Source organism: Pedobacter sp. (assembly GCF_965279535.1).
Lineage (GTDB): Bacteria > Bacteroidota > Bacteroidia > Sphingobacteriales > Sphingobacteriaceae > Pedobacter.
On the sequence record NZ_OZ257244.1, the window covers coordinates 4,965,451 to 4,991,953 of the forward strand.

Annotated in this window: 18 protein-coding genes; 16 read left to right on the plus strand and 2 right to left on the minus strand. The window is 38.8% G+C overall.

Going from position 1 to position 26,503, the window contains the following annotated elements; all coding sequences use genetic code 11:
• Window positions 1–27: 27 nt before the first annotated feature.
• The 9 genes from moaCB (at window position 28) to mobA (ending at window position 10,947) form a co-directional block, all read left to right on the plus strand.
• Window positions 28–972 (plus strand): bifunctional molybdenum cofactor biosynthesis protein MoaC/MoaB, encoded by a 945-nt coding sequence (gene moaCB, locus ACQY77_RS20675; protein WP_421940420.1) that lies wholly within the window; start codon window positions 28–30, stop codon window positions 970–972.
• Window position 973: 1 nt separating this feature from the next.
• Entirely contained in the window at window positions 974–2,161 is a 1,188-nt protein-coding gene (locus ACQY77_RS20680; protein ID WP_421940419.1) for a molybdopterin molybdotransferase MoeA, read from the plus strand.
• 24 nt (window positions 2,162–2,185) lie between these two features.
• Window positions 2,186–3,496 (plus strand): MFS transporter, encoded by a 1,311-nt coding sequence (locus tag ACQY77_RS20685; RefSeq protein ID WP_421940418.1) that lies wholly within the window; start codon window positions 2,186–2,188, stop codon window positions 3,494–3,496.
• Window positions 3,497–3,539: 43 nt separating this feature from the next.
• Window positions 3,540–7,052, plus strand: coding sequence for a molybdopterin-dependent oxidoreductase (locus ACQY77_RS20690; protein ID WP_421940417.1), 3,513 nt, complete (start codon window positions 3,540–3,542; stop codon window positions 7,050–7,052).
• Window positions 7,049–8,548, plus strand: coding sequence for a rubredoxin (locus ACQY77_RS20695; RefSeq protein ID WP_421940416.1), 1,500 nt, complete (start codon window positions 7,049–7,051; stop codon window positions 8,546–8,548). The genes ACQY77_RS20690 and ACQY77_RS20695 overlap by 4 nt, the downstream gene beginning before the upstream one ends.
• 183 nt (window positions 8,549–8,731) lie before the next feature.
• Complete coding sequence (locus tag ACQY77_RS20700) at window positions 8,732–9,157, plus strand: transposase (protein ID WP_421939148.1); 426 nt, start codon at window positions 8,732–8,734, stop codon at window positions 9,155–9,157.
• The gene (locus ACQY77_RS20705) at window positions 9,154–10,011 is read left to right on the plus strand and encodes a transposase (RefSeq protein WP_421939147.1); all 858 of its coding nucleotides are present in this window, start codon (window positions 9,154–9,156) and stop codon (window positions 10,009–10,011) included. The genes ACQY77_RS20700 and ACQY77_RS20705 overlap by 4 nt, the downstream gene beginning before the upstream one ends.
• Window positions 10,012–10,105: 94 nt before the next feature.
• Entirely contained in the window at window positions 10,106–10,384 is a 279-nt protein-coding gene (locus tag ACQY77_RS20710) for a SelT/SelW/SelH family protein (RefSeq protein WP_421940415.1), read from the plus strand.
• Entirely contained in the window at window positions 10,381–10,947 is a 567-nt protein-coding gene (mobA, locus tag ACQY77_RS20715) for a molybdenum cofactor guanylyltransferase (RefSeq protein WP_421940414.1), read from the plus strand. Before ACQY77_RS20710 ends, mobA begins: the two co-directional genes overlap by 4 nt.
• Here the strand turns inward: mobA and ACQY77_RS20720 are convergent.
• Window positions 10,944–13,076, minus strand: a complete 2,133-nt coding sequence (locus tag ACQY77_RS20720) for a PAS domain S-box protein (protein WP_421940413.1) — start codon at window positions 13,074–13,076, stop codon at window positions 10,944–10,946. The two genes, mobA and ACQY77_RS20720, sit on opposite strands and share 4 nt — an antisense overlap.
• Before the next feature lie 627 nt (window positions 13,077–13,703).
• Window positions 13,704–13,838, minus strand: a complete 135-nt coding sequence (locus ACQY77_RS20725; protein WP_421940412.1) for a hypothetical protein — start codon at window positions 13,836–13,838, stop codon at window positions 13,704–13,706.
• Between the two features lie 759 nt (window positions 13,839–14,597).
• Between ACQY77_RS20725 and ACQY77_RS20730 the strand changes: the two genes are divergently transcribed.
• The 7 genes from ACQY77_RS20730 to ACQY77_RS20760 all read left to right on the plus strand — a co-directional run bounded on the left by ACQY77_RS20730 (window position 14,598) and on the right by ACQY77_RS20760 (window position 26,497).
• Window positions 14,598–17,648 carry a SusC/RagA family TonB-linked outer membrane protein gene (locus tag ACQY77_RS20730; protein WP_421940411.1) on the plus strand — a complete coding sequence of 1,017 codons (3,051 nt, stop codon included), beginning with the start codon at window positions 14,598–14,600 and terminating at the stop codon, window positions 17,646–17,648.
• Window positions 17,649–17,718: 70 nt separating this feature from the next.
• Window positions 17,719–19,230: a RagB/SusD family nutrient uptake outer membrane protein gene (locus ACQY77_RS20735; protein WP_421940410.1), complete on the plus strand. Its 1,512-nt coding sequence runs from the start codon at window positions 17,719–17,721 to the stop codon at window positions 19,228–19,230.
• Window positions 19,221–19,931 (plus strand): hypothetical protein, encoded by a 711-nt coding sequence (locus ACQY77_RS20740; RefSeq protein ID WP_421940409.1) that lies wholly within the window; start codon window positions 19,221–19,223, stop codon window positions 19,929–19,931. Before ACQY77_RS20735 ends, ACQY77_RS20740 begins: the two co-directional genes overlap by 10 nt.
• 11 nt (window positions 19,932–19,942) lie before the next feature.
• Window positions 19,943–20,968 carry a DUF5007 domain-containing protein gene (locus ACQY77_RS20745; protein WP_421940408.1) on the plus strand — a complete coding sequence of 342 codons (1,026 nt, stop codon included), beginning with the start codon at window positions 19,943–19,945 and terminating at the stop codon, window positions 20,966–20,968.
• 35 nt (window positions 20,969–21,003) lie between these two features.
• Window positions 21,004–24,171, plus strand: coding sequence for a SusC/RagA family TonB-linked outer membrane protein (locus tag ACQY77_RS20750; RefSeq protein WP_421940407.1), 3,168 nt, complete (start codon window positions 21,004–21,006; stop codon window positions 24,169–24,171).
• Between the two features lie 16 nt (window positions 24,172–24,187).
• Window positions 24,188–25,705 carry a RagB/SusD family nutrient uptake outer membrane protein gene (locus ACQY77_RS20755; protein ID WP_421940406.1) on the plus strand — a complete coding sequence of 506 codons (1,518 nt, stop codon included), beginning with the start codon at window positions 24,188–24,190 and terminating at the stop codon, window positions 25,703–25,705.
• 3 nt (window positions 25,706–25,708) lie between these two features.
• Window positions 25,709–26,497, plus strand: coding sequence for a fasciclin domain-containing protein (locus tag ACQY77_RS20760; protein WP_421940405.1), 789 nt, complete (start codon window positions 25,709–25,711; stop codon window positions 26,495–26,497).
• Window positions 26,498–26,503 lie beyond the last annotated feature (6 nt).

Consider the following 26,503-nt stretch of genomic DNA (forward strand, 5'->3'; position numbering starts at 1 on the left):
GTAGATCAATAAGTAGCGCAACCGAGCATGAGAGACATTAGTTTTAAAACCGTTACACTTCGTACAGCCCAGGCGGTTGCTTATGTGCTTTGCAGTGCCGAAACCATAGACATGATCAGGAAAGATCTTTTGCCGAAAGGAAATCTCTTTGATGTGGCTAGAGCAGCGGCATTTCTAGGTGCAAAAGCAACTCCTCAGCTTTTGCCGCATTGTCACCCAGTTTGTATTGATAGTATGGAGGTGCAATTCGGATTTTTTAGTGCTGCTGATGATACTGTTCCAGAAAACCTTAAAGGTAAAACTGGAATTAGTATCTGGGCTGAAGCTAAATCAATCGGACGTACCGGGATTGAAATGGAGGTGTTAACGGGTGTTTCTGTTGCTGCATTGGAAGTTTACGATATGCTTAAAGCGGTAGATACCATACTAGAAATTACTGGAGTTAAACTTTTGGCTAAGAAGGGCGGGAAAAGCGATCGGCAGAAATATTTTAACAATTCCCCAAGTTGTGCAGTGTTGGTATGTTCTGATTCTGCTGCTGCTGGTACACGGGAAGATAAAAGTGGAATGATACTTCGCGATCGTTTAACAGCAGTTAAAGCAAATGTTACAGGCTACCAGATTGTTGCTGATGATAAGGCGGTAATTCAAAAACAGATTTTGGAATGGGTTGCAGCAGATGTAAATTTTATTTTTACTACAGGTGGTACCGGTTTAGGGCCAAGAGATCATACCGTTTCTGCGGTTAAAGAAATATTGGAACGAGATGCCGATGGAATTACCGAAGCCATGCGTAACCATGGGCAAATGCGTACACCAATGGCTATGATGAGCAGGGCAGTGGCAGGGTCCATTCATCAAACACTAATTGTTACCCTTCCGGGAAGCTCAGACGGAGTAAGAGAGTGTTTAGATGCCATTTTACCAGCAGTATTTCATGCCAGGAAAATGATGAAGGGAGGGGGGCATTAAAATGGTAAACTACAAGCAAGCACAAGACATTATTATTGCAGAAGCCAAATCTTTTGGAACAGAAAAAATTAAACTGGAAGCCAGCCTGGGTAGGGTTCTTGCTGATAGCGTATTTGCAACAAGAGACTTTCCTCCTTTTAACAGGGCAGCAGTAGATGGTTATGCCATAAGGCTGAAGGATTTTGAACAGGGCTTAAGAAACTTTGAAATAGTGGAGACTATTTTCGCTGGTCAGGGACAAAAAAGCGAGTTAATGGCCGGACAATGTTATAAAATCATGACTGGAGCCGCTGTTCCGGTTGATGCCAATGCCGTTTTTAGAAGAGAAGATACAACAGAAGCAGGTAATCTGGTTACTATTCATACCGAAAAAGGCTCCAACTGGCAGAATATAGCTTTAAAAGGTCAGGATTTGAAAGCAGGTGACCTGGGTATTCCAGCCAACTATAAGATAAATGCCTCAGCAATAGGATTTTTAGCTGCATTAGGGCAGGAAGAAGTTGCTGTTCAAAAACAGCCACAGGTAGCTATTCTTACCACAGGTGATGAAGTAAAAGCGTTAGGTGAAAAGGTAGATGCCTTTCAAATTTACAATAGTAATTTATCAGTATTGAAAGCCCTGCTGGCCGAATATGATATTGAGGTATCCACCCAGGCGCATATTCTTGATAATAAAAATGAACTAGAAAAAGTAATTGGCCAAAATCTTAAACAAGATATACTGATTTTAACAGGAGGTGTATCTGCAGGTGATGCCGATTATGTACCTGCAATTTTAGCGCAACTCGGTGTATCTGTTTTATTTCATAAGGTTGCCATCAAACCTGGGAAACCTGTTTTGTGTGGAAAAATTAAGGATGGGGCAATGGTTTTCGCATTACCGGGAAATCCGTTTTCCTGCCTGGTAACATTCAAAATATTTGTTGATACCTATTTAAGAACCTGTCTCAACCTTGACCCAAAGCCAATTTTTAAACTACCGGTAGATTTTTGCAGAAAAAAAAGAACAGGCTTTGATGAGTTTTTTCCGGTGTCGATAAAAGGACCACAAGCAACATTGGAATTAAGCCCACTCAACGGCTCTGGAGATATCAGATTAGGAACATTTTCAAATGCATTGGCTATACAAGCAGCTGATCAGATGGAAATTGAGAAGGGAGAAGAGATTTATTACTTACCAATTAATTAATTGTACCATTAAATTTATTTCGTTATGACCCCAAACAAACTAGAACCACTTGAAAAATTAAACGTATTTTCTTTTAAAGGCACTCAAATGCGAACCTTCCACATTACATGGCTAACGTTTTTCGTATGCTTTTTTGGCTGGTTTGGATTAGCCCCGCTAATGCCGAGTATTCGTGCTGATTTAGGATTGAGCAAATCGGAGGTAGGCAATACCATCATTGCTGCAGTGTCTGCAACAATTTTTGCCAGACTAATTATTGGTAAACTTTGCGACACCTTTGGGCCGAGAAAAACTTACACCGGACTATTGCTTGTTGGTGCTTTGCCGGTAATGTTAGTAGGATTGGCCGAATCTTACACTACTTTTTTATTATTCAGATTGGCAATTGGCGTAATTGGCGCTTCATTCGTAATTACTCAATTTCATACTTCAATGATGTTTGGTCCTAAAATAAAAGGAACAGCCAATGCAGTTGCAGGTGGCTGGGGAAATCTTGGAGGAGGAATTACCAATATGCTTATGCCTGTAATTTTTTCGGTAATTGTAGGTTTTGGTTATACTAATGCCCAGGCATGGCGTTATGCCATGGTTTTTCCTGGAGTTTTATTGCTGATAATGGCCTGGTTGTATTTTAAATATACTAAAGATACTCCGGCAGGTAATTTTGATGAAATCGATAGGGCCAAAAAAACATCTTCTAAAACTGACTGGAGCTTGCTGGCAGATTGGAGAATATGGTCGCTTGCTTTAGCTTATGCAGTTTGTTTCGGGATGGAAATCACTTTTGATGGTATAGCGGCTTTGCATTTTACTGATACTTTTAGCCTTTCTCAATCAACTGCCGGATTTTTAGCCGGGATATTTGGCTTTATGAACCTTTTTGCCAGGGCCTTAGGTGGAATTGCCGCAGACAAAGTAAGCCAGAAATACGGCATGAGGGGTAAAGGACTATTATTGGCAGGTTTACTGATTCTTGAAGGCATTGGTATTATTCTCTTTGCCTATTCTGGTTCGTTAACGATGGCCATTGTTTCCATGTTAGGTTTTGCACTTTTCTTAAAAATGGCTAACGGAACTACTTATGCGATTACTCCATTCATTAATGAGAAGAACGCCGGGATGGTTAGTGGCATCGTTGGTGCTGGTGGTAACGTTGGCGGAATGCTTTTTGGGTTCCTGTTCAAATCTGAATCTATTACTTATGTAGAGGCTTTCCAATACATCGGGTACGTAGTAATTGCTGTTGCGGCATTGGTATTAATTACCCGGTTTGCAACCAAAGGTTCAGCAGAGGAAGAAGAAGTTTTGGAATCTCCTCTTGTAGCGCAATCTTAATAAAAATCAAAAAGTTAATCAATTTCTCCCCTAATCTTAAGAAATGTCGACGAATAGAAAAGAAACATACTCCTCTACTTGCTGCTATTGCGGTACTGGATGTGGTATATTGGTTAGCAAAGATAAAAAAGGAGTAGTTAGTCTTGAAGGTGATGCAGATCATCCTGTAAATAAAGGCATGCTTTGTAGCAAAGGGATGAACCTGCATCACACTGCAAACGATACTTCAGACCGTTTGCTGTTTCCGCAAATGCGGTTTAACAGGAACATGCCATTACAGAAGGTTAACTGGGATACAGCCTTGGAAAGGACAGCAGCCGTATTTAAAACATTTATCAATAAGTATGGGCCAGATTCGGTAGCATTTTACATGTCTGGCCAATGTTTAACGGAGGAATATTATGTGGTTAACAAGCTGATGAAGGGCTTCATTGGTAGCAATAACATTGATACTAACTCGCGTTTATGCATGAGCAGTGCTGTGGTGGGCTATAAAATGGCATTAGGAGAAGATAGTGTACCCATTTGCTATGAAGATATTGAACTGGCTGATTGTTTTATGGTTACAGGAGCAAATCCAGCCTGGTGCCATCCCATCATTTGGAGAAGGGTAGAAGCGCATAAATCGGCCAATCCCAATGTAAAAATCATTGTAATAGACCCTCGGAAAACCGATACCTGTAGTGTTGCGGATCTGCATTTGCAGCTTAACCCGGGTACAGATATTACTTTAAATAATGCAATCGGCAGGATTCTGATAGAACAGGGAAACATCGACTATGCTTTTGTAGAACATCACACAGAGGGATATGAACGATACAAGCAATCGGTTTTTGAACGAAGCATAGACGAAGCCGCCCAGATTTGTGGTGTGCCCGCCAGAGATATTGAATTAGCAGCAGAATACATCGCTGCATCAAAAGGTTTTTTAACTATGTGGACGATGGGATTGAACCAAAGTGCCGTGGGCGTTAATAAAAACCTAAGTCTTATCAATCTTAATCTGATTACCGGACATATTGGGAAACCAGGTTCTGGACCATTTTCTTTAACCGGGCAACCCAATGCTATGGGGGGCAGGGAGGTAGGTGGTTTATCTAATCTTTTACCGGCTCACCGCGTATTGAACAATCCTGCTCATCGGGCAGAAGTGGAAAAGTTTTGGGGAGGAGGAAGCATTGCGGCACAACCAGGTTTAACCGCAACAGAAATGTTTGAAGCACTTGAAAGTGGTAAGTTAAAAGCCATTTGGATCATGTGTACCAACCCGTTGGTGAGCTTGCCTGATGTAAGAAAGGCAGAGAAAGCATTAAGAAAAGCCAAATATGTAGTTGTTCAGGATATCAGTAATAAACCTGAAACTTTAGCTTACGCTGATGTGATTTTGCCTGCAGCTACCTGGCTTGAAAAAGAGGGAACGATGACTAATTCGGAGAGAAGAATCAGCCATCTATCTAAAGTAATAGATGCACCTGGAGAAGCACTCCCGGATCGCGAAATTATCTGTCGGTTTGCACAAAAAATGGGCTATCAGGGATTTGATTTTGAGAACGATGAGGCTGTTTACAAAGAACACGCAGCATTAACTGCAGGTACAAATATTGACGTTTCCGGCGTAGATTATAGTGTATTAAAGAGTCGGAAAACAGTTCAATGGCCATATCCTAAAACAGGGGCCGCAACAGAAACCAAAAGATTATTTACAGATAAACAGTTTTATACGCCATCTTCAAAAGCCATCCTTCATCCCGTTGCTGATCAGAATACAAGTGAAACCATTGATGATGATTACCCACTGGTGCTTACAACTGGCCGGATCAGAGATCAATGGCACACCATGAGCAAAACGGGAAAGGTGAATAAGCTTAACAGGCATATCCCTAAAGCGATGCTGGAAATACATCCTGACGATGCTTTTCTACTGAGTATAAAGGAGGACGATGTAGTTGAAGTAAAATCCAGAAGGGGAGAGGTGAGGTTAAAAGCTAAATTGAGTGACGGAATAAAGCCGGGGGTTGTATTTCTGCCGATGCACTGGGGAAAGCTGTTGAACAATGATTTAAATAGGACTAACAACCTCACAAACAGTTTGCTCGATCCGGTTTCTAAAGAACCCGACTTTAAATATTGCGCGGTTAGCGTTCAAAAGTTTATTAAACCTAAACAAAGAATTGTAATTGTTGGGGCAGGTGCCGGAGCCTGTGGTTTTGTGAAATCTTATCGTGAGCTTAATCAAACAGACGAAATTACCATATTCAGCAAGGAGAATTTACCTTTTTATAACCGTGTAATGCTACCTGATTACATTTCCGGAACTCAAAAATGGGATCAGCTGGTAAAAATGCATGAAGAGGAAGAGGCAGGATATCAGATTGACATGAAGAAGGGGATTTCTGTAACCAACATTGATCGTCAGCAAAAAACGGTAACAGATACTGAAGGTAATATCACACCATATGATTTACTTATTCTGGCCACTGGCAGCAGATCTGCCTTTCCCAAAAATATCTATCCGCTCCCAGGCATCTTTACCATGAGAAGCCGTCCTGATGCAGATAGTTTTAAAACTTATTTGTCTCCGGATGCACATGTTGTAATTGTTGGCGGTGGATTATTAGGACTGGAGCTGGCTGCATCGCTTTGCGAAGGTGATACCCGGGTAACGGTGGTTCATCGTTCTTCCCGTTTCCTAGACCGGCAGCTTGATGTTTTAGGAAGCCAGATGCTGCACGATGAGATGATTGATCAGGGATGTGATATTTTCTACAATGATGAAGTACAGCTGGTTAATGGCCAGGATAAAGTAACTGGTTTGCGTTTAAAAAGTGGAAGAACACTGAATTGTGATGCGATCGTTTTTGCCATTGGTACTGTTCCTAATATTGAACTGGGTAAAGAGTGTCAGCTGGATTTTAAATCGGGCATCATTGTAAATGAAAAACTGCAAACCAACGATCCTGATATTTACGCCATTGGAGAAATTGCAGAGTTTGAAGGTCGCCTATTTGGGATTACTGCTGCCGCTGAGCAGCAAGCAGACGTATTGGCTCACTATCTCAATGGAGATATAGCGAGTTATTATCAAGGCACTTTGCTGATGAACATCATTAAGGTGCATGGTTTCGATTTGTGTAGCATGGGGCTCTCCGAACGGCCGAATACTACTGATTATGAGGAGATTGTTTTTATTGATCAGGCCAAAAGATATTATAAAAAATGCATTATTCAGCATGACAGATTGGTGGGAGCCATCTTGATTGGTGATAAAAATGAGTTTTTAGAATTTAAGGAATTGATTGCTAACCGAACAGAGTTGAGTGAAAAGCGCCTTCAGCTTTTGCGCAGCGGAAAAGCTGCTGCACCTGTAATTGGCAAATTGGTTTGCAGCTGCAATAATGTTGGCGAAGGGAATATTAAACAGGAAATTGCCAAAGGATGTACCTCATTAAAAGAGATTTGTAATTTAACGGGCGCCGGCACAGGATGTGGTTCTTGCAGGCCGGAAGTACAACGTTTGCTTTCACAGGAAATTAATGAATTGGAGGTAGCAGGATGACCAAGCAAAAAAATATCGTAAAAATCAATCTGTCAGGTGGAATTGTATCTACGGGAGATCTGTTAAGCATTGTTAAGGCGGCAGAAACAGCACAGGCTAAAGACATTAAGTTTGGAACCCGTCAGCAATTGTACCTCACGGTAGCAGAACCAAAACTGAATGAATTTATTGCCGAACTTAAGACCGCCAGAATTAATTATGAAGTTAATTTTGATGAATATCCCAACATTGTAAGTTCTTATGTTACTGATGAGTTATTTAACAGATCCAATTGGTTAACAGAAGGTGTTTACGCAGATGTATTGGATGCTTTTAATTATCAACCGGCTTTAAAAGTTAACATTATTGACAGCACCCAAAATCTGGTGCCCTTTTTTACCGGGAACATTAATTTTATTTCCAGCCCTACCGCTAATTATTGGTATTTATTTATCCGTTTTCCTAAAATGACGGAAAGTCAGCATTGGGGAAGCTTGGTTTATTCTGCTGATATTCCCGCCATAGCGAAAGCAATTGAGACTGTGATTTTAGCAGATGAGAAAGTTTTTTACAGTAAATCAAGTGCAACTGTAGGTCTTTTGAGAGAAAGGGTTCAGGAAAATTATCAATTCTTTCATCAACCTGTTATAGAGGAACTGCAATTACCAAAATTTACCATCCCTTATTATGAAGGATTAAATAAATATGGACAAAAGTTCTGGCTAGGGGTGTACAGGCGAGACGAAACGTTCCCATTGGCATTTTTGAAGGATGTTTGTGCCATTTGTCTGAAAACTAAGATTGGTAAAATTTATACAACCCCCTGGAAATCGATGTTAATTAAGGGGATTGATGCGGAAGATCAAAAATACTGGAGCTATGTATTGGGTAAAAATCACATTAATGTTCGTCATGCTTCGAATGAATTAAACTGGCAGGTTGAAGATCTTTCTGCTGATGGATTGGTGATAAAACGTTACCTGGTTAGGCGTTTTGATAGCATGGATTTAAAAACACACGGGCTTTGCTTTGCCATAAAAACACAACCTAAAAGTGGTTTATTTGGCTCTGTGGTAATTAAAAGGTTGTTGAACAATGCCAAATCAGCAAAAAAAGCTACCGATAGGTTCGATATTCTTTATACACCAGATTTTAATCCAAATTCGAAAAATTATGTAGTGTACAAAAGGAAGCTCGCACTTACAGTATTAGATCAGCATCTTTCAGATTTAAGCAACCTGTATTACGACCAGCTGGGCTTAAATAACCTTATTGGAACTGAGCTCAAATCAGATGAATCACAACAGGAATCTACAGCTAGCAGCACTTATTGGGTACAACAATGCCAGAACTGTTTTACGATATACGATGAACAGTATGGTGAGCCTGAAAATGGCATAACGCCCGGCGTACCTTTTGATTCATTGTCGCCAGCATATACCTGCCCGGTGTGTGATGCTGCAAAAGCAGATTTTATAACGATTAATTTTCAAACTTTAGCTACATTAGGTACCTGAAAGTCGTCAACAGTCGTGAGTATAAACTAATAAGCCCCAAGTCGAAACGGCTTTAATGCTTATTTAAGTAATTAGTGTTGAGTGGTTAGATGTAAAGCTTTTATTTCATCGCCTCTTGATACTTAATAATTGTCGATGCCTGAAATAAGTTGACCGTTTTTTAAATTTTTAAACATATAAAAAATGGGAACATCAACAGTTTTAGGATTAAACTCTAAGGAGCGTTTAATGCGAGTATTTAGTGACAATTTCAAGGTCCAGAAAGTTAGGGAGCTAGAGTGTGGGCTGGCTTCCATATCAGATGTTTGCAAACAATATCAGGTAAGTCGCACCAGTGTTTACAGATGGATTGCTAAATTTGGTATTATGAGAGAGAAAAAAGATCGTTTGATAGTTGAAAGCCAGAGTGATACCCAGGAGCTTCTTGCCCTGAAAAAAAAGGTAGCAGAACTGGAACGTATGGTAGGACAAAAGCAGATCCTGCTTGATTTTCGTGAGAAGCAGATCGAAATCGCAGAAGAGATGTATGGTGTGGATATTAAAAAAAAACTTTCTACCCGACTGCCCGATATTTCTGGGGGAACAGACAACGATTCTCCTACAGTATGAATTTCTTCTACACCAGTATAGGGATAAGCAAGCAAGCCTTCCATCAGCAACTTGGTCGCACCGCCTGCCATCGGGAATGCCGGGAATCCCTGCTTCCCATCATCCATCAGCTAAGGAATGACCATCCTACCATGAGTAGCCGTGCGATGTACTATAAGCTAATGCCTGAAGGGATCGGCCGGGACGCATTTGAAGCCTATTGCAGCTGTGAGAACCTCAGCGTTAAGCGGGTTAAGAATTGGCGCAGGACAACCGACAGTAGTGGCGTTACCCGCTTTGAGAACCTTGCCAATAATCTTTGTTTAAGCAATATCGACCAACTTTGGCAAAGTGATATTACCTATTTTGAGTTGAACGGACGTTTTTATTACCTAACCTTCATAATTGATGCCTTTTCAAGGCGTATCCTTGGGCACCATACCTCGGGCAGGTTGCTAACCGACCAGACTACACTCCCTGCTTTAAGAATGGCACTAAAAGAACGCAAAAGGGAAAACCTGGAGGGGTTGATCTTCCATTCAGATGGTGGAGGCCAGTATTATGACAAGGAGTTCCTCAAGCTGACCAGACAACACAAAATATTAAACAGTATGTGTGAATTTGCCTGGGAAAATGGTAAAGCAGAAAGGATTAACGGTGTAATCAAAAACAATTATCTAAAGCACAGAAGGATCAGGAATCTTAATGAGCTGATAAAAGAAGTTGACCGAAGCGTTAAACTTTATAACTTTGATAAACCACATATTGGGTTACAAAGACTCACACCAATTAAATTTGAACGCCAACTTAAAGAAACCTCAATGCAAAAGAGCAAAATAAGAAATATTGGAAAATCAATGCAAATTGTAAACTAACACTGGTCAACCTTATTTAGGCATTGACAAATTGATACTTGCTACTTAATACTTGCTACTGAGCACTTACTGCTAAATACTTGATACGAATAAAATGAAACCAATAATATCCATAGAATATTGCCCCAAATGTGGTTGGCTTTTACGTTCTGCATACATGGCACAGGAGTTATTGACTACTTTTTCGGAGGAAATAAAAGGAGTTACACTTATTCCGAGTGAAACCGGAGGGACTTTTATTATTTCTGTAGATGATAAGGCCATTTTCGACAGGAAGGAAATGCAACGATTTCCAGAAATTAAAGAGTTAAAAAGATTGGTGCGGGATATGGTAAGCCCGGAAATGGATTTAGGACATACAGATCATAAATGATGAAATTGCAGGGTTTAATACTTTGTGGAGGTGAAAGCAAACGAATGGGCCGGGATAAAGGTTTAATCGTTGAGAACGGGCAACCTTGGGTAAAAATTGTATCGAACCTTTTCGAAGCGCTGGAGATGGAATATTTTTTGAGTATCAATGCCAGTCAGGAAATGCGATACAACAAGTTTTTCCCCTCTGATCAATTTATTTATGACGCGGTTGATGCTCCAGGACCTTTGCGGGGAATTTTGTCTGCACATAATGCCTTCCCGGAAAACAACTGGCTGATTTTAGCCTGTGATATGATCGAAATGAAAGGAGAAACCATCAAAAATATTATTGATAAGGTAGCTCAAAATCCGGATTATGATTATTGGATCTACAAAAATCCCTCTTTTTTTGAGCCTTTTTGCGGTATATATTCGGCCCGCGGCCTACACAAGCTAGTAGAAGAGTATCAACATGGAGATTTATCAGGCTTTAGCATGCAAAATGTATTTAAACATGCTGCCGTTTTTTGCTGCCCTACAGCTGGCCACCAATCTTCATTTAAAAATTTCAATCAGATTTAAGCAAGTGGCAGGGTAAAATAGAATATAGATCCCTGTCCGGGTTGGCTTTCTACCCAAATTCTACCACCATGTCTCTGAACAATTTCGTAACAAAGATATAAGCCAATGCCAAAACCCGATATGGTATGGTTGCTTTCTACTCGATAATATCTTTGGAACAGGCTTTTAATATCTTCGGCACTGATTCCGATGCCGTAATCTTTTACAGCTACCTGAACATGATCTTCAATAATCTCACAACTTATTAATACCTCTGTTCCATTTTCGGAATATTTGAAAGCATTACTGATCAGATTACTAACTACACTACCTATTTTTTCCCGATCTGCATGCAACGAAACCTCACAGGTAGGTTTTAGTATTACCTGGTGTGTAGAAGGTGATATGTAGCTGTCTTCAACAATTTCAGCAATCAGTTCATCTAACCTGAATAAGCTTTTGTTAATGAGCAGTTTGCTCGATTCCAATCTCGAAACATTCAGGAAGCCATTAATCATAGAAGTCATTTTCTTAATCTGGATGTTTGCTTTAGCCAGTGCCTGGATAAAATAGTCTTCCTGAACTTTGCTTGCACGGTGTTGGAGCACCTGAATATAACCATAAAGGGCCGTTAAAGGTGTTTTTAACTCATGACTTACCATTCCGATGAAATCATTTTTTCGGATCTCATCCAGCTTACGTTCAGTAATATCCATAAATAAGCCTGAGTAAGTTACGGCTTTGCCATCCTCATCTGTAAATACCCGGCCTGTGGCCTTAACCCATTTGAGTTTACCGCTTTTTAAATTGGTAATTGGATATTCTGTGTCCGAACTTTCGTGCGTTTCAAGTGCATTTTTCAATGCAGAAAAGAGCATGTCATGATAATCCGGATCTACAGCTTTCATGATGTCGTTAATCTCAACATCATTCTCAATTGGCAGGCCCAGCATGTCTTTTACAAACTTCGACATATCCACTCGTTGGGTTTCAGGATTGATACTCCAGGTTCCCATATTTCCAGTCTCGATAGCGAGCATTAATTTTTGCTCGCTATCAGTAAGTTTATTCAGCGATTCAATTAATTGTTTTTGCGTTTTTCCTAATGTATCATTGGTTAATGAAAGTTCCTCATTGGAAGACATCAATTCTTCATTTATAGTTGCCAATTCCTCATTGAGCGCTTGTAAATCTTCCTCTTGTTTTTTGAGGATAGAAATGTCGGTACAGGAACTAATGTAGCCAGCAAATGTTCCATCAGGATTAAAACGGGGAGGGCCAACCGCAAGCAGCCAGTGATAATCGCCTTTGGCAGTTAATATTCTAAATTCGCCGGTAAAGGTGGTTCGCAGTTTAAAAGCATCCAGATAAATATTTAGATAAATCTCTTTATCATCCGGGTGAATAAGATCAACCCAGCCAAACTCCAGTAAATCTTCCATTCTCCTGCCAGTGAGTTTGGTCCAGGCTTTATTAAAATAGATGGCATTTCCATTTTCATCGCCAACAGCAATTAAAATATCGGTACCCTCTGCCATGGTTCTAAATCTGCTCTCACTTTCAGAAAGTTGTTTTACCCGTTCGGCCACCCGATTTTCGAGTTCTATATTCAATTGTGAGAGCGTTTCCTGGGTAGTCAGGAGCTCATCATTGGTAGCGCTTAACTCTTCATTTGTTGCGGCGAGTTCTTCATTAAGTGCCTGTTCACGTTCCAGGGCTTCTTGTTTCTCAGTAGATAACCTTTCGGCTTCCTGTTTTAAAAAACGATCCGTAACATCAATCGCCGTATGTAAAATACAAATTACATCACCTGCTTTATTTTTGATGGCCCTATATTCGAAATCGAAATAAAAGGTTTTTAAGACTCCATCAATATTGAGTGTTGCAGCGGTATCAGAGCCCTTAATAGTTAAACCTTCATTCCAAACCCTTTTAAACATATCAATAAAAGGTTGTCCTTTCAATTCGGGTAAAGCTTCAGCTAATGATTTACCGATAACTTGCTGGTCTTTCCCCCAGATTTTAAGCATGGCATCATTTGCAAACTGGATTACAGCATCTTCTGAAACATGAATTGCAGTGGCGGTTGGAGTAACCTGTATTACTGATAACAGCGATTCATTATTCAAAAAGTAGGGGTTTAAATCCATAGAAGCTTATTTTTTCAATTAAATCAAAACTAACAACAAAACAATATGAGATAAGTTTTTGCTTAGTTTGTTTAGCATGAGAAATATAAGCAAAAGTGATGATTTGCTAAACAGCATGTTACTCCTTTATTGAATAGCAGAAATTTAGGGATACTATCTTTTCCTATCAGCGCCTGGAGCTGAACCAGGTTTTGGCTTTAAAAACCTGATAAAAAGGCCGAATGGTTTTACTAAATGTTGTGAAATTAGACAATCAAAAGTGTGCAGAATCGCCAATTTCATTTTTTTTATCTTTTTGGCAGGTGAATCAATCATTTAAGCAATAAAATCATGCAATTCAACCGGGAAAATGAAAATCAGGTTTAGGTTACCTGGATGATGATCAGGTTGGTTAAACAGAAGTGCAATGAAAATAATATAGGCTTATCAGCAATGGAATTGGCCATTGTTAATTTGTTTATGGGTTTAAAATAAGAACGGGGAACTAGCCTCACGGCTGGTCCCCCGAATCTAAATTAACGCTCCTTAAACGAATATAGAACTATGCTTAGTGTTATGCAAGCGGGGGCTGTGGAACTTTCCAATTAGATCGATATTTAGAAAATCTAAAGTCTTTTTACAAGTGGATTATGTAAAAAATGCAGTATTAGTATGTGCAATGGTTAAAACAGGAAGACTTCCTGTCTTCATGAGTATTGTAAATACCAGAAACGAAAACGCATAAAGAACAGAAAGTACGCCTTCTGCTGCTGAAAATTTCAAGCGTATATTATTTTTGGTTATTGGATGCTTTTGAAAGTAAGCTAAAATCAAATAACTCGTCTTTTTTTTATTCAGTTCGCATATTTTATGTGTATTTAACACTCTGTTTATCAATATTTTAATTAAAATCAAACGTTTGCGCTCAAATAATTTGAGCGCTATTTTTAGACTTTTATTTTTTGTCAATCTGACAAGTAATAAAAGTTGTTAAAGAGATTGTGTGAAGTAGCTTTTTTGTAAAGGGAATTCTATTCGAACCTAATTTTGGTAAATGAGGGTATAATAGGAGAATATGAGGCATAAAGCTTTCCCATTACCCTTTAAATATTTCTTATATAAGCTGTGAATCATTTAATTACAAGCTTAAAAACACGAAAAATTAATCAAACGTTTGCGTTGAAAAAAAATAAAATTGATTAATTCTTATCTATACCTTGTATCAACAAACAAGAAAAACTATCCTATTTTATTAAGCGTAACCAAAGCACCTTTTTAATAAAAACATAATTAAAGGTGTGCATGATAAAATATATACATCCCTAACCAGGATGCGAATACAACAAACAAACTAAATATAAGCCTAACAAGCTTGTATAATATTATAAACTAATCACAACCTAATCTCTATGTTCAAAAATTTTACTCTTTGTCCCCAGGCATTGCTATGCCCAAGAAGCTCAAACAGTCCTGAATATCAATCAACGTTTTAGGACCGGCATTTTCTTCTTCAAATACTAAAAACTTAATTAAACTAATAAAATGGTTAAAATCATTACAGGCATTTTTTGTGCTTTATTGTTACCTATTTTTGGTTTTTCTGCCGTTAAGGCGAGATCATTACATACGGTATTATTTGCCCATCATTATACCTTTAAAGTTAAGCGAGTAGTAGAGAAATCTCATGCAATTGCTATCGATACCGCTAAAAATCGGAAGATTGCAAAGGATACTACTATAAAAGATAGCCTGAAAAACAAAACTTTAGGTAGGGCTCCAGGATTTGACTATCAATTTACTCATAATCAGGATTCATTAAAGGTATCATATTCGCGAGCAATCCCAAATCTGTCTTTGCAACAGATGTTAAAAGGTAACATTGCGGGCCTTTATGTTCAGGAGACTACGGGCGAACCGGGTACAGAGCAGAGTATGATTATACAAGGAACTTCAGCGCCGATTTTCACGAAAAAGGATATTTATAATGTACAACCTGCAGTATATATCAATGGTGTATATCTCGTTCAGGACAATCCCTTTGCTTATGATGTTCAGAAATATGATTACAATAGGATTGGGCCTGCAACCAATTTGCTGGCAAACATTGATATAGATAATATCCAATCCATCGAGGTGCTTAAAGACCCTATAGCATTAGCAAAATTAGGCCCCAATGCTGCAAATGGTGCAATCTGGATTACCACTAAGGCGGCAAAGAGCGGTTTACGGGAGATAAGTTTAAACTCCTATGTAGGCATGGCGCCTGCCAGTGAGGTGCAGACTGTAAATGGGGTATTTGAAAATAATTTCAGGACACCGTTTTATCAGAAGTATGCCTCAACAGCCAATTATAATAACTATGCCAGCTTTTTAAGGGATTCTACCAACCTTGATTATTTCGGAAAATCCAACTGGAATGATTTGTATTATAAAAACGCAAAAATTTATGGTGTTAATTTAGGGATTACAGGTGGTACTGAAAGGGCAAATTTCCGCTTTTACGGAACCGGAATGAAAAATGCCAGCAATGCCGACGAAACCGCATTAACGAAGTATAACGCTTATTTCGCCATTAACATGATGCCTTTTAGCTGGTTAACCGTATCAAGTTTTTTGAACGCGGCCAGAATGGACAGAGATAGAAACAGAAGTTTACGTGATCGTTTCGCCGAAGTAAGGTATTTGCCAGATTTTTCTAACCCTTTGTCGCCTAATAAAGACAATTATCAGCTGTTTTTAAATGAATACAATAAGGTTGTTGACGATAACAGAAATAACTTATTAAACGGATCATTGGCATTAAATTTCAAATTAATGCCTAAGCTAAACTTTAATACAGCGGTTGTATTTGATTATAATGAAGGATTACGTGATGCTTTTTACCCAACAACTTTAATGGATGGGGTTAATTATGTATCTGGATTTTTTGGCTATAATCAACGTTTCGGTTTAAACAACCTGTTAACCTATAAGTATGATCTTAATAAAAACCATGCTTTCGATTTTGAACTGGGCCAGTCATTACAAGGCGATGCTTATAAGTATAACTATGCAAGGGGATATAATGGCAGTAGCGATTTTATTAAAATCAATGTTGTAAATGGCGATCCTAAGAATACTGATCCCGGTTATTTAAATGCTGTTGGGAATTTCTACTTGTTTAGATATTCTGATAAGATGAAGAATGGCTTGGTTTCATTCTTTGGAGCAGTTAAATATAAATACAAAGATTTGTTGTCTTTCGGGGCTATTTTAAGAAGAGATGGATCATCAAATGGTCAACCAGATAGCCGTTGGATCAATACACCTGCTTTTAGTTTAGACTGGAACCTGAAAAACCAGTTATTAACCGATAACAAATTTTTTGATGACTTCAAACTTGGTGTCTCATGGGCAAGATCGGCAAAAATTTTTGTGGATGACCGCTTTGGAGCAGGACCACAGTACCGCACAGAATATGGATGGAACGAAGAACCAACCATTCCGACTTTTGGTGGTTTTCAAGGAATTTCCCGTCCTTACAATACGGGTTGGGTGGGTTACGGCGTAACGCTACCTTATACTGATCGCTTTAATGTAGCGGCATCAGCCACCATGTTAAACAACAGACTATCTGCAGCAGTAACTTTTTATAATCGTGATGATAAAAACCAACTCTTAAACATTCCGCTATCAGCAGAAAGCGGTTACGCAAGTATCTATAAAAACGGAATGGCCATAAATAATAAAGGTGTTGATTTAAGCTTCACCGGAAATATCCTTCAAAACGAAAAAGCATTGTCATGGACAACAGGCATCAATTTTAATTATAACATTAATAAACTAACGGCTTTGCCTGATGGTTTAACTGAGCTTGTTATTGGAGATAATAAGTTGAAAGTAGGAGAATCGGTGGGAACTTACTGGCTTTATACCAACAATGGAATTTATAATTCTGATGCAGAGGTACCAACCAATCCAGCTAATGGACAAAAATTAACGTTCAATGGCCTGGCACTTAAGGCTGGAGATCCGAGATGGGCAGATTATAACGGCGATTTCAATATTACAGATGAAGACAAACAGTTTAGTGGTGATAGAATGCCGAAATTAATCGGGGGCTGGATGAACGATTTCAGATATGGCAACTTCGATCTGAACTTTCATTTATTTTTTGCTATTGGTCAGAAAGCAATTAATCAGTTTGATGCCACCCGCTATGATTTTGCAAATAAAGAATCTGCAAGTGATATCAATTCGGTAAAAGAGATTACCTCTTGGGAAACCAGAGACAATTTAAAAACCTATCCCATTTATAACGTGTGGAGCAATGTTGTTCCTTATCGCGCAGATCAGGATCTTTTCCTGGAAAACGCTTCATACATCAAGCTTCGTTCAGTTACGGTAGGTTACGATTTGTCCAGAGCTAAGTTTGTAACCAATGCCAAATTAGGATTCAGAAGAGCTTATCTGTATTTAACAGGCAGTAACCTGCTAACCATTACCAGTTTCTCCGGTAGAGATCCTGAGCTGATCAATTATAATGGTAATTACGACGGTACAAGCTTACCTATTGCCAGAACTTTCACTTTAGGTTTAAAATTAGATTTATAGGAGCGCGAATATTATGATATCATTAAAATATAACGGCGTCAGATTAACCAAATTCTTAATCGCGCTATCAATGATCACTCTCGGCACTGTGAATTTCTCATGTAAGAAAATGCTCGACATCCAATCCTCCAGACTGGCTGCTGAAGAAAACTTATGGAGAAATCAGGAAGATGCAAAAGGGGCATTAATTGGTATGTATACGCTTATGCGTACTGCCATGGTGGCCGATAACACCCATTGGTTAATGGGTGATTTAAGAAAAGGGGATTTTGTTTCCACTAATCGATCTGATTTAAAAGCAATAATGGATGGAGAGTTGAATGCCTCTTATCCAGTATTGAACAGAATTACTAATTGGAGGAGATTCTACTCTGTAATCAATGCAGCGAGTTTATTTATAGAACGTTCTCGTGAGATTGTAGCTAATGATCCTCGTTATACACCAATCAATAATCAGGTAGATGTGGCACAAGCCAGAGCCATGAGAGCATTCGCCTATTTCTATATGGTAAGAATTTGGGGGGACGTGCCTTTACTGATTACATCACATGATGGTGATTTCAGTACTCACCCTCGTACTTCAAAAGAAAAAGTATTGGCCTTTGCTACGTCAGAATTATTGCTGGCGATAAAGGTATTGCCATTCCGATATGGGGGTAGTGATCCTCTTTTTCCTGGTTTATACTATGGAAGTAGCTGGACAACCTGGAATGGTGTATTGTTAACTAAATTATCTGCCTACGCAATTTTAGCACACATTGCTGCCTGGCAAGGTAACTATCTGGATTGTGAAGCATATACCAAATTCTTTGTTGATAATACCTCACAGCTTAATGGTGATGGAAGCTTTGGCGTTAAATTTATTTCTACCGATGAGCTTACGGAAAATGTTAATGGTTACAGCCCCTTTGCATTTAAGCGTGCCGTACAAATTGTGGGTTTTGGATTTGAATATGGTAATGGTGAAGCCACCGCTAACGGTCATATTGAGCAATTAACACTTGCTAAGCCATTGATTTTGAAAGAATATCCAGAAATGTATGTTCCTAAAGATACCATTAGAAAGGCTTTTACCGACAGTAAGGATTTACGCTTTAGTATTGATCCTTTAACTAATCTTTATCGCACAAATTACTTTACCAATTACGCTAGCGAACGTCCCCTGTTTAGTAAAATCAAAGTTATTGGAGCAGCTCAAACAAGTGATAATTTTGCTTTCTTTACCTCAGCAGTGCTCTTTACCCGAATAGAGGAAGTTACTTTGTTAAGGGCTGAAGCTTTAGCTGTTTTAGGTATGCGTAACGACGCCATAAACGCTTTAAATCAAGCTGCTTCTTTAAGAGGAACCTCACCTTACTTATCCAATTCAAGTACCGATTTATTAGATGCAATTTTCGCGGAGAGAAGAAGAGAACTAATGGGAGAGGGATGGCGTTGGTATGATTTGGTTCGCTACAACAGAATCAAAAAGAATAATGCAGCATTTAATGCTCTGCTTAGTAATGGCGGCATTTACTGGCCGGTATCAAGAGATATTTTAAATGCCAATCCTCAGATTAAACAGAATCCTTATTGGAATTAGTAGTAAATCATAAAATGAAGATGATCAATATAAAAATAAAATTCTTACAGCTGCCAATAATGCTTTTGGCGCTGATAGGCCTGACTTTTACTGCCTGCAAAAAAGATTCAGAATATTATGATTATGAAAATAAAGTGAAGGAATTTAACGGTACGGTGCTACAATATCTAACTGCCCAACCTGCGAATACTTTCGATTCACTCCTGTTAGTAATCAATAGGTTACCTGATTTGAAAGATACTTTGAACAACCAGAGTATTACCTTCTTTGCTCCAACAAATGCGAGTTTCCAGGCTGCCATAAAAAACCTCAATATCCTTCGTAAAGATCAGGGAAAGACACCCTTATATTTAAAAGACTGTGATGTAAAGGAATTGGAAATATTAACCAGCAGGTACATCATTAGAGGGAGTAGGACAACTGATAGTTATGCACCATTTGCTGATGGAATATTATTTGCCAGCGTGAAGTATGCTTACCCAATGCACATTCAATACGACAAGCTAAATGCTTCTGGTTTTGTTGAGGGCGGTCCTCAGTCTATTATTTATAGCGATCCAAAGAATAACATTTTCGAGAAATATTGGCAAAGATCAAATACGAATGCGGTAAACATCAAAGCTAAAAATGGTGTGATTAACGTTTTAGCTCCGCTTCACGATTATGGTTTCAATGAATTTGTAAGTAGAGTTAATCAATAAGATATAAAGTAATGAACAATAAAAAATATTTATCATTAATAGGGCTGCTATTTTTTAGCATCGTATTGATCACGGCTTGTAAAAAGAATATTCCTGATGAACGCTTATCATTAGGTAGCGATTCTCAATTTACAATTAAAGTTTATCAACCTACTCTGGGAAGAAACACTTTGTTTTCTGATAATTTTTATGTGGGAAGTTCTTCTGTTCCGCTTGATTTTAAAATTGTGAACATGCGCCGTTTTACGGGCGAGCCTGCTCCCGAATTAACGGAGTACTTTCCGGTTCAGGTTTGGAAAACAGCTTATGATGGAACAGAGAAATCTCTGGCCGAAATTGAAGCCAAGCGCAAGATAGAAAATCATCAGTTGTTTGAAATCCGTGAACATTCTGGTCAGTTTTTGATGTGGAGCAGAGCAAATTCAAACTTCGTAAAAGCACAGGCTGATTCGGGTTATGTGTTTGATGTGGAAGTATCTAATTCAGGCGGACGCAAGTACTTTAAGGATATGAAATTACGTCCTTTTAAAGAGCGCCCTTATGAACCTTCAAATCTAAACCCACTTACCGGACAAGCCATCAATACTGGCGTTTTTCCTTCTTATATGGAAAATATCAGAGGTGAGAAAACAGGCCGTTATTTATCTCCTTTCGATATTGAAGTACAGTTTAAAAAGAATAATGCGCCTGGTAACTCAATTTCCTTTAAATTTTTAGATACCCTACAGCAGGTAATAGACCCCAATAAGTTTGCGGTTACAGATTGGCCAAACCTTGTTCATGGCTTTAATATGGTTAAAAACAGCGATTCAGTAAAGTTTGATGTTGCTTATCCTATCCCATTGGCAGCATATCCAACCAAGTATACCATCTCAACCGGACAACAGGCAAGGAGCATGTTCAGATACGACCGACAGGGGTTTGGGAACATCAGAGAATCGGCCATGCTGGGAATGAACTTCAATATTTTTGAACCCGGAAACTGGACGATCATATTCTGGTTTAAAACGGAACGCCCCAAATTCACAAACGATTAATAAGAGAAACCGGATAAGAAATTAATTTATAGAAGATGAAATATATTTACATATTTACGCTGCTGTGCCTCTTGGGTATCAATCAAGAATTAAGGGCACAAACCAAGAAGACGGTTACAGGTGTAGTTACCGATAACCTAGGTGGTGTGCCTAGTGTGAATATCCTTTTAGACAGGAGGCCTATTGCAGCAACTAATTCGGATGGAGCATTTAGTGTTTCAGTTCCAGATAATGCTGTTTTGGAGTTTTCTTCCGTAGGATATAAATCCGTTAAAGTAAGTGTTGCCGGAAAGACCAAACTAAATGTTAGGCTGGAAAACGATAACAACAACCTAAAAGAGGTAACGATTTCGGGTTATGTTAATAAAACCAAAGAAACCTCAGTAGGCTCCAGTGTTAAGATATCAGGTAAAGATTTACAAGCTGTTCCTGTAGCTAGTGTTACAGATATGCTGCAAGGTAAAATTGCCGGTCTGAATATTCAGCAAAATACCGGTTCACCAGGAATGAGGGGTTCAATTGCTATTCGTGGTTTATCGAGCACCAGTTTAAGTGGATCAGGTAATGAAGCATTCTTACAACCTACCTCACCATTATTTGTGGTAGATGGTGTTCCTATTGATGATAATCAGAATTTCAGTTATGGTTTTCAATCTGCAGGGCCTGGAGTAAGCCCCATTTCCTTAATCCCTCAACAGGATATAGAAAGTATTGAGGTTTTAAAAGATGCCTCAGCAACGGCTCTATATGGTTCGCGTGGAGCATATGGCGTAATCCTGATTACTACCAAGAGAGGTAATTCAAAGATTCCGATAGTAACTTACAATGGTCAGTTCTTTTTAAGTGCAGTACCTAAGTTAAGATCAGTAATAGGTGGGGTAGATGAACGTGATTTACGTATTACGCAGATTTTATCGAGTGATACCAGCTACTATCATGCTTTGGGGTTAATTAACGGAACGGCATTTATCTCTGATAGTTTGAATGCTTACTACAATAACTCCACAGATTGGCAATCTTATTTTTACAGAACAACTTATAACCAAACACACAACCTGAATGTTGCCGGTGGTGACCCAACTTTTAACTATAAGGTCAACTTTGGTTATTATAATCAAAAAGGTATCCAGGAAAATACAGGATTTAACCGCTCCAATTTGCGTATGAATATGTCCTATATGCCGAATCAAAAATTTAAATTGTATGCTACAATTAATGGCGGTTTAGGTAAACAGCAAAAGGGGAGCGGAAATGGTTTGCTGAATACGGGAGTTGCAACCGGTGGTGCTTCATCATCCTTATTGCCATCACCTTCTCAATACTCTGCCATAAACTCGGTATTGGGGGCAATCACTACAGATAATGACAATAAAACAGTTGATTTAAATAGTACCGTTGAGTTAAAATATGAATTTGTAAAGAATTTAAGCTTAACCTCAAACTTCAACTATACCTTTAATACAGGTACAGAAGATAATTTTTTACCAGCTTCGATTAACGGTGACCGTTCTTCATTATTTGCCTATAACAGTGTGAAAAATGTTATTTATAATAGAAATTTGCTGCAGTATGTATTTTCTATTCCAGATAGCAAAGAGGAAAATGCACATAACTTCCTGGCATATGTTTTTAACGAAACGAATGCAGCCAACTTCAAGGCAGATGTGATCAAGAATAATAAAGTAGTAAACGATTATTTAAGAGGTCCAATAGTGGGGGTAGATAATTACCTGAGCTCTTTAGGTGGAACCTTAAATAACTTCTATCAAACCAGATCGGTTGCATTTGCGGGGAGTTTTCAATACAATTATAAAACAAGATATATTATTGATGCAACTTACAGGTTGGATGGTAACTCTTCAAACGGACCAGATGCTGGTTATACAAAAAGTCCGTCCATTGGAGTTCGCTGGAATATACAAAACGAACCGTTTTTAGCCTCACAAGTAGAAAAATGGCTAGATTTTGCTTCCATCCGTTTAAGTTATGGAACGGTTTTACAGCCGAGCGGCAACGTTTATGATGTTTACGGTCGTTATAACTCTTTAGGCAATTACAATGGTGCACCATCTGTTGGTATTGTTAATGGCAGATCTCCAAATACGAATTTGCAGCCTGCTAAGAATACTACGCTAAACTTTGGTTTTGATTTCGGTGTTTTGAAAAATAGATTGTTCGGAAGCTTTGAAGCCTATTATAAACAAACAGATAATTTATTTGACTCTAAAAAAATAGCCAATATCAATGGCTTTGATGAAGTAACTACCAATGAAGAAGCTATTGTAAATATCGGTTATGAAGGTAGTTTAACAGCTAGTTTATTGCCGAATACAAGCAAAGCTCGTTTCACAATTAATGTTAACGGAGCAATTAACCACGATTACCTGGCAGCCTTGCCGAATGGCGTACGCCAGGAAATTTGGCTGGATAAAACCACTGGCCAATATATTCTCAAAAGAGTAGGTACTAACGCATTGGCTAACTTTATTTACAATACCAAAGGTGTTTATGCCAATACAGCAGATGTACCGGTAGACCCATTAACTGGTTTAAGATATCGGGCACGAAATGCAGATGGATCTTTAGGTGGCGTTTTGAATTATTTTAAGGCTGGCGATCCTCGATACACGGATGTAAATGGCGATTATATCCTAGACCCTTACGATCTTGTAAATGCAGGAAATTCTCAGATTCGTTTTAGCGGAGGGGTAACTCTGGATTTCAGATACCAGGGATTTAGTGTGCAGGTGCAGGGAACAGGAATTTTTGGGCGTGACATTTTAAACAATGCCTTAGCCTCCCAATTTCAGGCTTTCAATAATCCATTAAACTTAACAGGTTTGGTGCCAATTTCAGAATATGATATCTGGAAAAATTCAGGTCAAACGGCGACCTATCCTAATCCTTATGATTATTTAAGAAGTGGGATTATTAGTCCTTATCGCTTTGCGCAAACCCTTTTCCAGGAAGATGGGTCTTACTTCAAACTGAATTACATCTCTTTGAATTATACGCTAAACCAAAAGTTTACCCAGCGATATGGAATGAACAGAATTGTGATCGGCGGAACAGTAAACAATGTCTTGATGCTAAGCAATTACTCTGGTCCGAACCCGGAAACTGTTTCGGCTTTGGGAAGAGATTACTCGGGCGGCTACCCTAACCCTAGAACATACATTCTTAACTTAAATATCGAGTTTTAATCTTCAACAGTTGATTATGAAAAAATATACAATTATACTTTTGACAGCTTTAACTTTCTCGGGCCTGAGCTGTAAAAAGTTTCTGAATATTGTGCCAACAGATGCACTTTCAGGGAATAACTTCTGGCAAACCAGAAATGATGTAGAGACTTACACTAACGGTTTATACGCTAAATTTAAGAACAAAGTAAGTGGTGGTTTTATTGCTTTAGGTGATATGCGCTCGGCACCAATTCTCACAACTGAAGGAAGTTATGGTACTTACCTCGCTGCAAACGATTTAAGAGGTTTACAGGCAGTTTCTACCCCAACGCAATGGAACGGATCGGCCTACGTACCACAATGGACTGTTGGTTGGACCTGGAGAAATATGACACTTTGGAAGCCTTTCTACGATATTATTGCATCGGCAAACCTCTTGTATAAACAGATGGATGAAGTTCCGGCAGGTGTACTGAGTGAAGCAGAAATTAAGCGATATAAAGCCGAGGCAGTATTTATGCGTAACCTATGCTATTTCTTCCTGGTTCGTTTATATGGAGATGTACCTTACTACACTACCGCTTTAAATACTTCTGCTATACCCAGATCACCTATGCTACAAGTACTGAACAGCTGTATTGCCGATTTAGAGGCAGTAAAGCAAGATTTGCCATGGACATACGCTGATCCATCAATGATTGGGGTAAGGGCCATGAGGGGCGGTGCTATTGCATTACTAATGCACATGAACATGTGGGCTGCGGGTTTCGATGCAGAAGTAAATAAAAATAAATTTTATACTGCTGTGAAACAACTTGGTGTTGAGCTCAGCAGCTCGACAGATTATGCATTGCTAACCTATAGTCAGGAAGATAATAAACGTATTTTTAAAGGCCGTACTAAAGAGAGTTTATTTGAGCTTTTTCAGAGTTTTAATAATGGAGAAAAATTCTCTAACTATGCCCATGTAGGTTATGTATTAAGTCATTATCCTTATTTAGGTGCACAAACTTTTACAACCAGCAGAGGATATTACCTCAAAACCTGGATGGACAAAATTTATACCGATGGTGCTCCTGATACCCGTAAAGATCTCTGGTTTGAGAATAGGATCGCGAACAACAATACTTTTCAGTTTAAGAAATTTGCGAATGTATATGTTAATGGAACTGCGGTTCAAAATGACGATGACCTTATTATATTCCGTTTACCCGATGCTTACTTGCTTACTGCAGAAGCCCTTGCTGAATTAGGCGAAGAACCAGACGCCAGAATTTATCTGAATAAAGTACGTCAGCGTGCCGGTGCAACTGAAATCTCCTCAACAGGTGTACAATTAAAAGAAGATATCTATTATGAACGGGTGAGGGAGTTAATGGGTGAGGGCCACTATTACTATGATTTAGTAAGGACTAAAAAAATATGCGATCCGAAATACTGTGTTTCGCCAATTGCAGTATCGAGCTACAATGCAGGTGCATGGACATGGCCTATCGATCAATCCGCACTGGAAGAGAACCCAGGTATGACTTTAAATAACTATTGGAGATAAGAAATGATGAACAAACTAAGCATAAAAGCAATCATTCTAATTGCTGTAAGCATCACACTGTTTACTGCCTGCCAAAAAGAAAAGTATTTTTTTGATAGCGGAACTCAAAAGGGAACTTTTAATGGAAGCATTTTAGCCTTCCTGAAATCTAAACCGGTGTATTTTGATACGCTTACAAGGGTAATAGAAATAGCGGGTATGAATGAGGTACTTGATAAAGAAAATGTAACTTTTTTCGCACCAACGAGTTCTGCTATTTATAAATCTGTTAAAGGTTTAAATCTGTATTTAAGACAGAATGGAAGAGATACTGTAGCTAAACTGGAGCAGATTAAACCGGAGGCCTGGAGAGAACTATTATCACAATACATTTTTAAGGGTACAAACAAATTAAAGGATTATCCACAAATAGATACTTTAAATATGGCGGCCTTTCCCGGGCAAGGTTACACCGCCAGAAGTGGCCGAACCATGAATATTGGTGTACTTTTCAATGATGCGGTTTCTTATGAAGAGGGTGTAGAAAAATCAAGAGTAAAGTATGCCGGTTATCGTCAACTTTTTATTGCTTACATCCCAAATTATGCTGATCCTAAAGTAGGATTAATTAATGCTCCCGTAGCCACATCAGACGTTTCACCAACCAATGGTGTTGTACATGTCTTGGCTCAGGAAGGCTTCTACTTTGATGGACAAAAGAACCTTTGGAAGAGCAAGCACAACTTTGGTTTCAGCACCAATTTATTTATCAATACGGTTCAAGCATACGGTATTTCACCCCTAACTCCTTAATTGATT

What these genes read in the sequence shown, in the direction of transcription:
- moaCB (WP_421940420.1), top strand. Translation starts at nt 28, where the DNA reads ATGAGAGACATTAGTTTTAAAACCGTTACACTTCGTACAGCCCAGGCG.
- ACQY77_RS20680 (WP_421940419.1), top strand. Translation starts at nt 974, where the DNA reads ATGGTAAACTACAAGCAAGCACAAGACATTATTATTGCAGAAGCCAAA.
- ACQY77_RS20685 (WP_421940418.1), top strand. Translation starts at nt 2,186, where the DNA reads ATGACCCCAAACAAACTAGAACCACTTGAAAAATTAAACGTATTTTCT.
- ACQY77_RS20690 (WP_421940417.1), top strand. Translation starts at nt 3,540, where the DNA reads ATGTCGACGAATAGAAAAGAAACATACTCCTCTACTTGCTGCTATTGC.
- ACQY77_RS20695 (WP_421940416.1), top strand. Translation starts at nt 7,049, where the DNA reads ATGACCAAGCAAAAAAATATCGTAAAAATCAATCTGTCAGGTGGAATT.
- ACQY77_RS20700 (WP_421939148.1), top strand. Translation starts at nt 8,732, where the DNA reads ATGGGAACATCAACAGTTTTAGGATTAAACTCTAAGGAGCGTTTAATG.
- ACQY77_RS20705 (WP_421939147.1), top strand. Translation starts at nt 9,154, where the DNA reads ATGAATTTCTTCTACACCAGTATAGGGATAAGCAAGCAAGCCTTCCAT.
- ACQY77_RS20710 (WP_421940415.1), top strand. Translation starts at nt 10,106, where the DNA reads ATGAAACCAATAATATCCATAGAATATTGCCCCAAATGTGGTTGGCTT.
- mobA (WP_421940414.1), top strand. Translation starts at nt 10,381, where the DNA reads ATGATGAAATTGCAGGGTTTAATACTTTGTGGAGGTGAAAGCAAACGA.
- ACQY77_RS20720 (WP_421940413.1), bottom strand. Translation starts at nt 13,076, where the DNA reads ATGGATTTAAACCCCTACTTTTTGAATAATGAATCGCTGTTATCAGTA.
- ACQY77_RS20730 (WP_421940411.1), top strand. Translation starts at nt 14,598, where the DNA reads ATGGTTAAAATCATTACAGGCATTTTTTGTGCTTTATTGTTACCTATT.
- ACQY77_RS20735 (WP_421940410.1), top strand. Translation starts at nt 17,719, where the DNA reads ATGATCACTCTCGGCACTGTGAATTTCTCATGTAAGAAAATGCTCGAC.
- ACQY77_RS20745 (WP_421940408.1), top strand. Translation starts at nt 19,943, where the DNA reads ATGAACAATAAAAAATATTTATCATTAATAGGGCTGCTATTTTTTAGC.
- ACQY77_RS20750 (WP_421940407.1), top strand. Translation starts at nt 21,004, where the DNA reads ATGAAATATATTTACATATTTACGCTGCTGTGCCTCTTGGGTATCAAT.
- ACQY77_RS20755 (WP_421940406.1), top strand. Translation starts at nt 24,188, where the DNA reads ATGAAAAAATATACAATTATACTTTTGACAGCTTTAACTTTCTCGGGC.
- ACQY77_RS20760 (WP_421940405.1), top strand. Translation starts at nt 25,709, where the DNA reads ATGATGAACAAACTAAGCATAAAAGCAATCATTCTAATTGCTGTAAGC.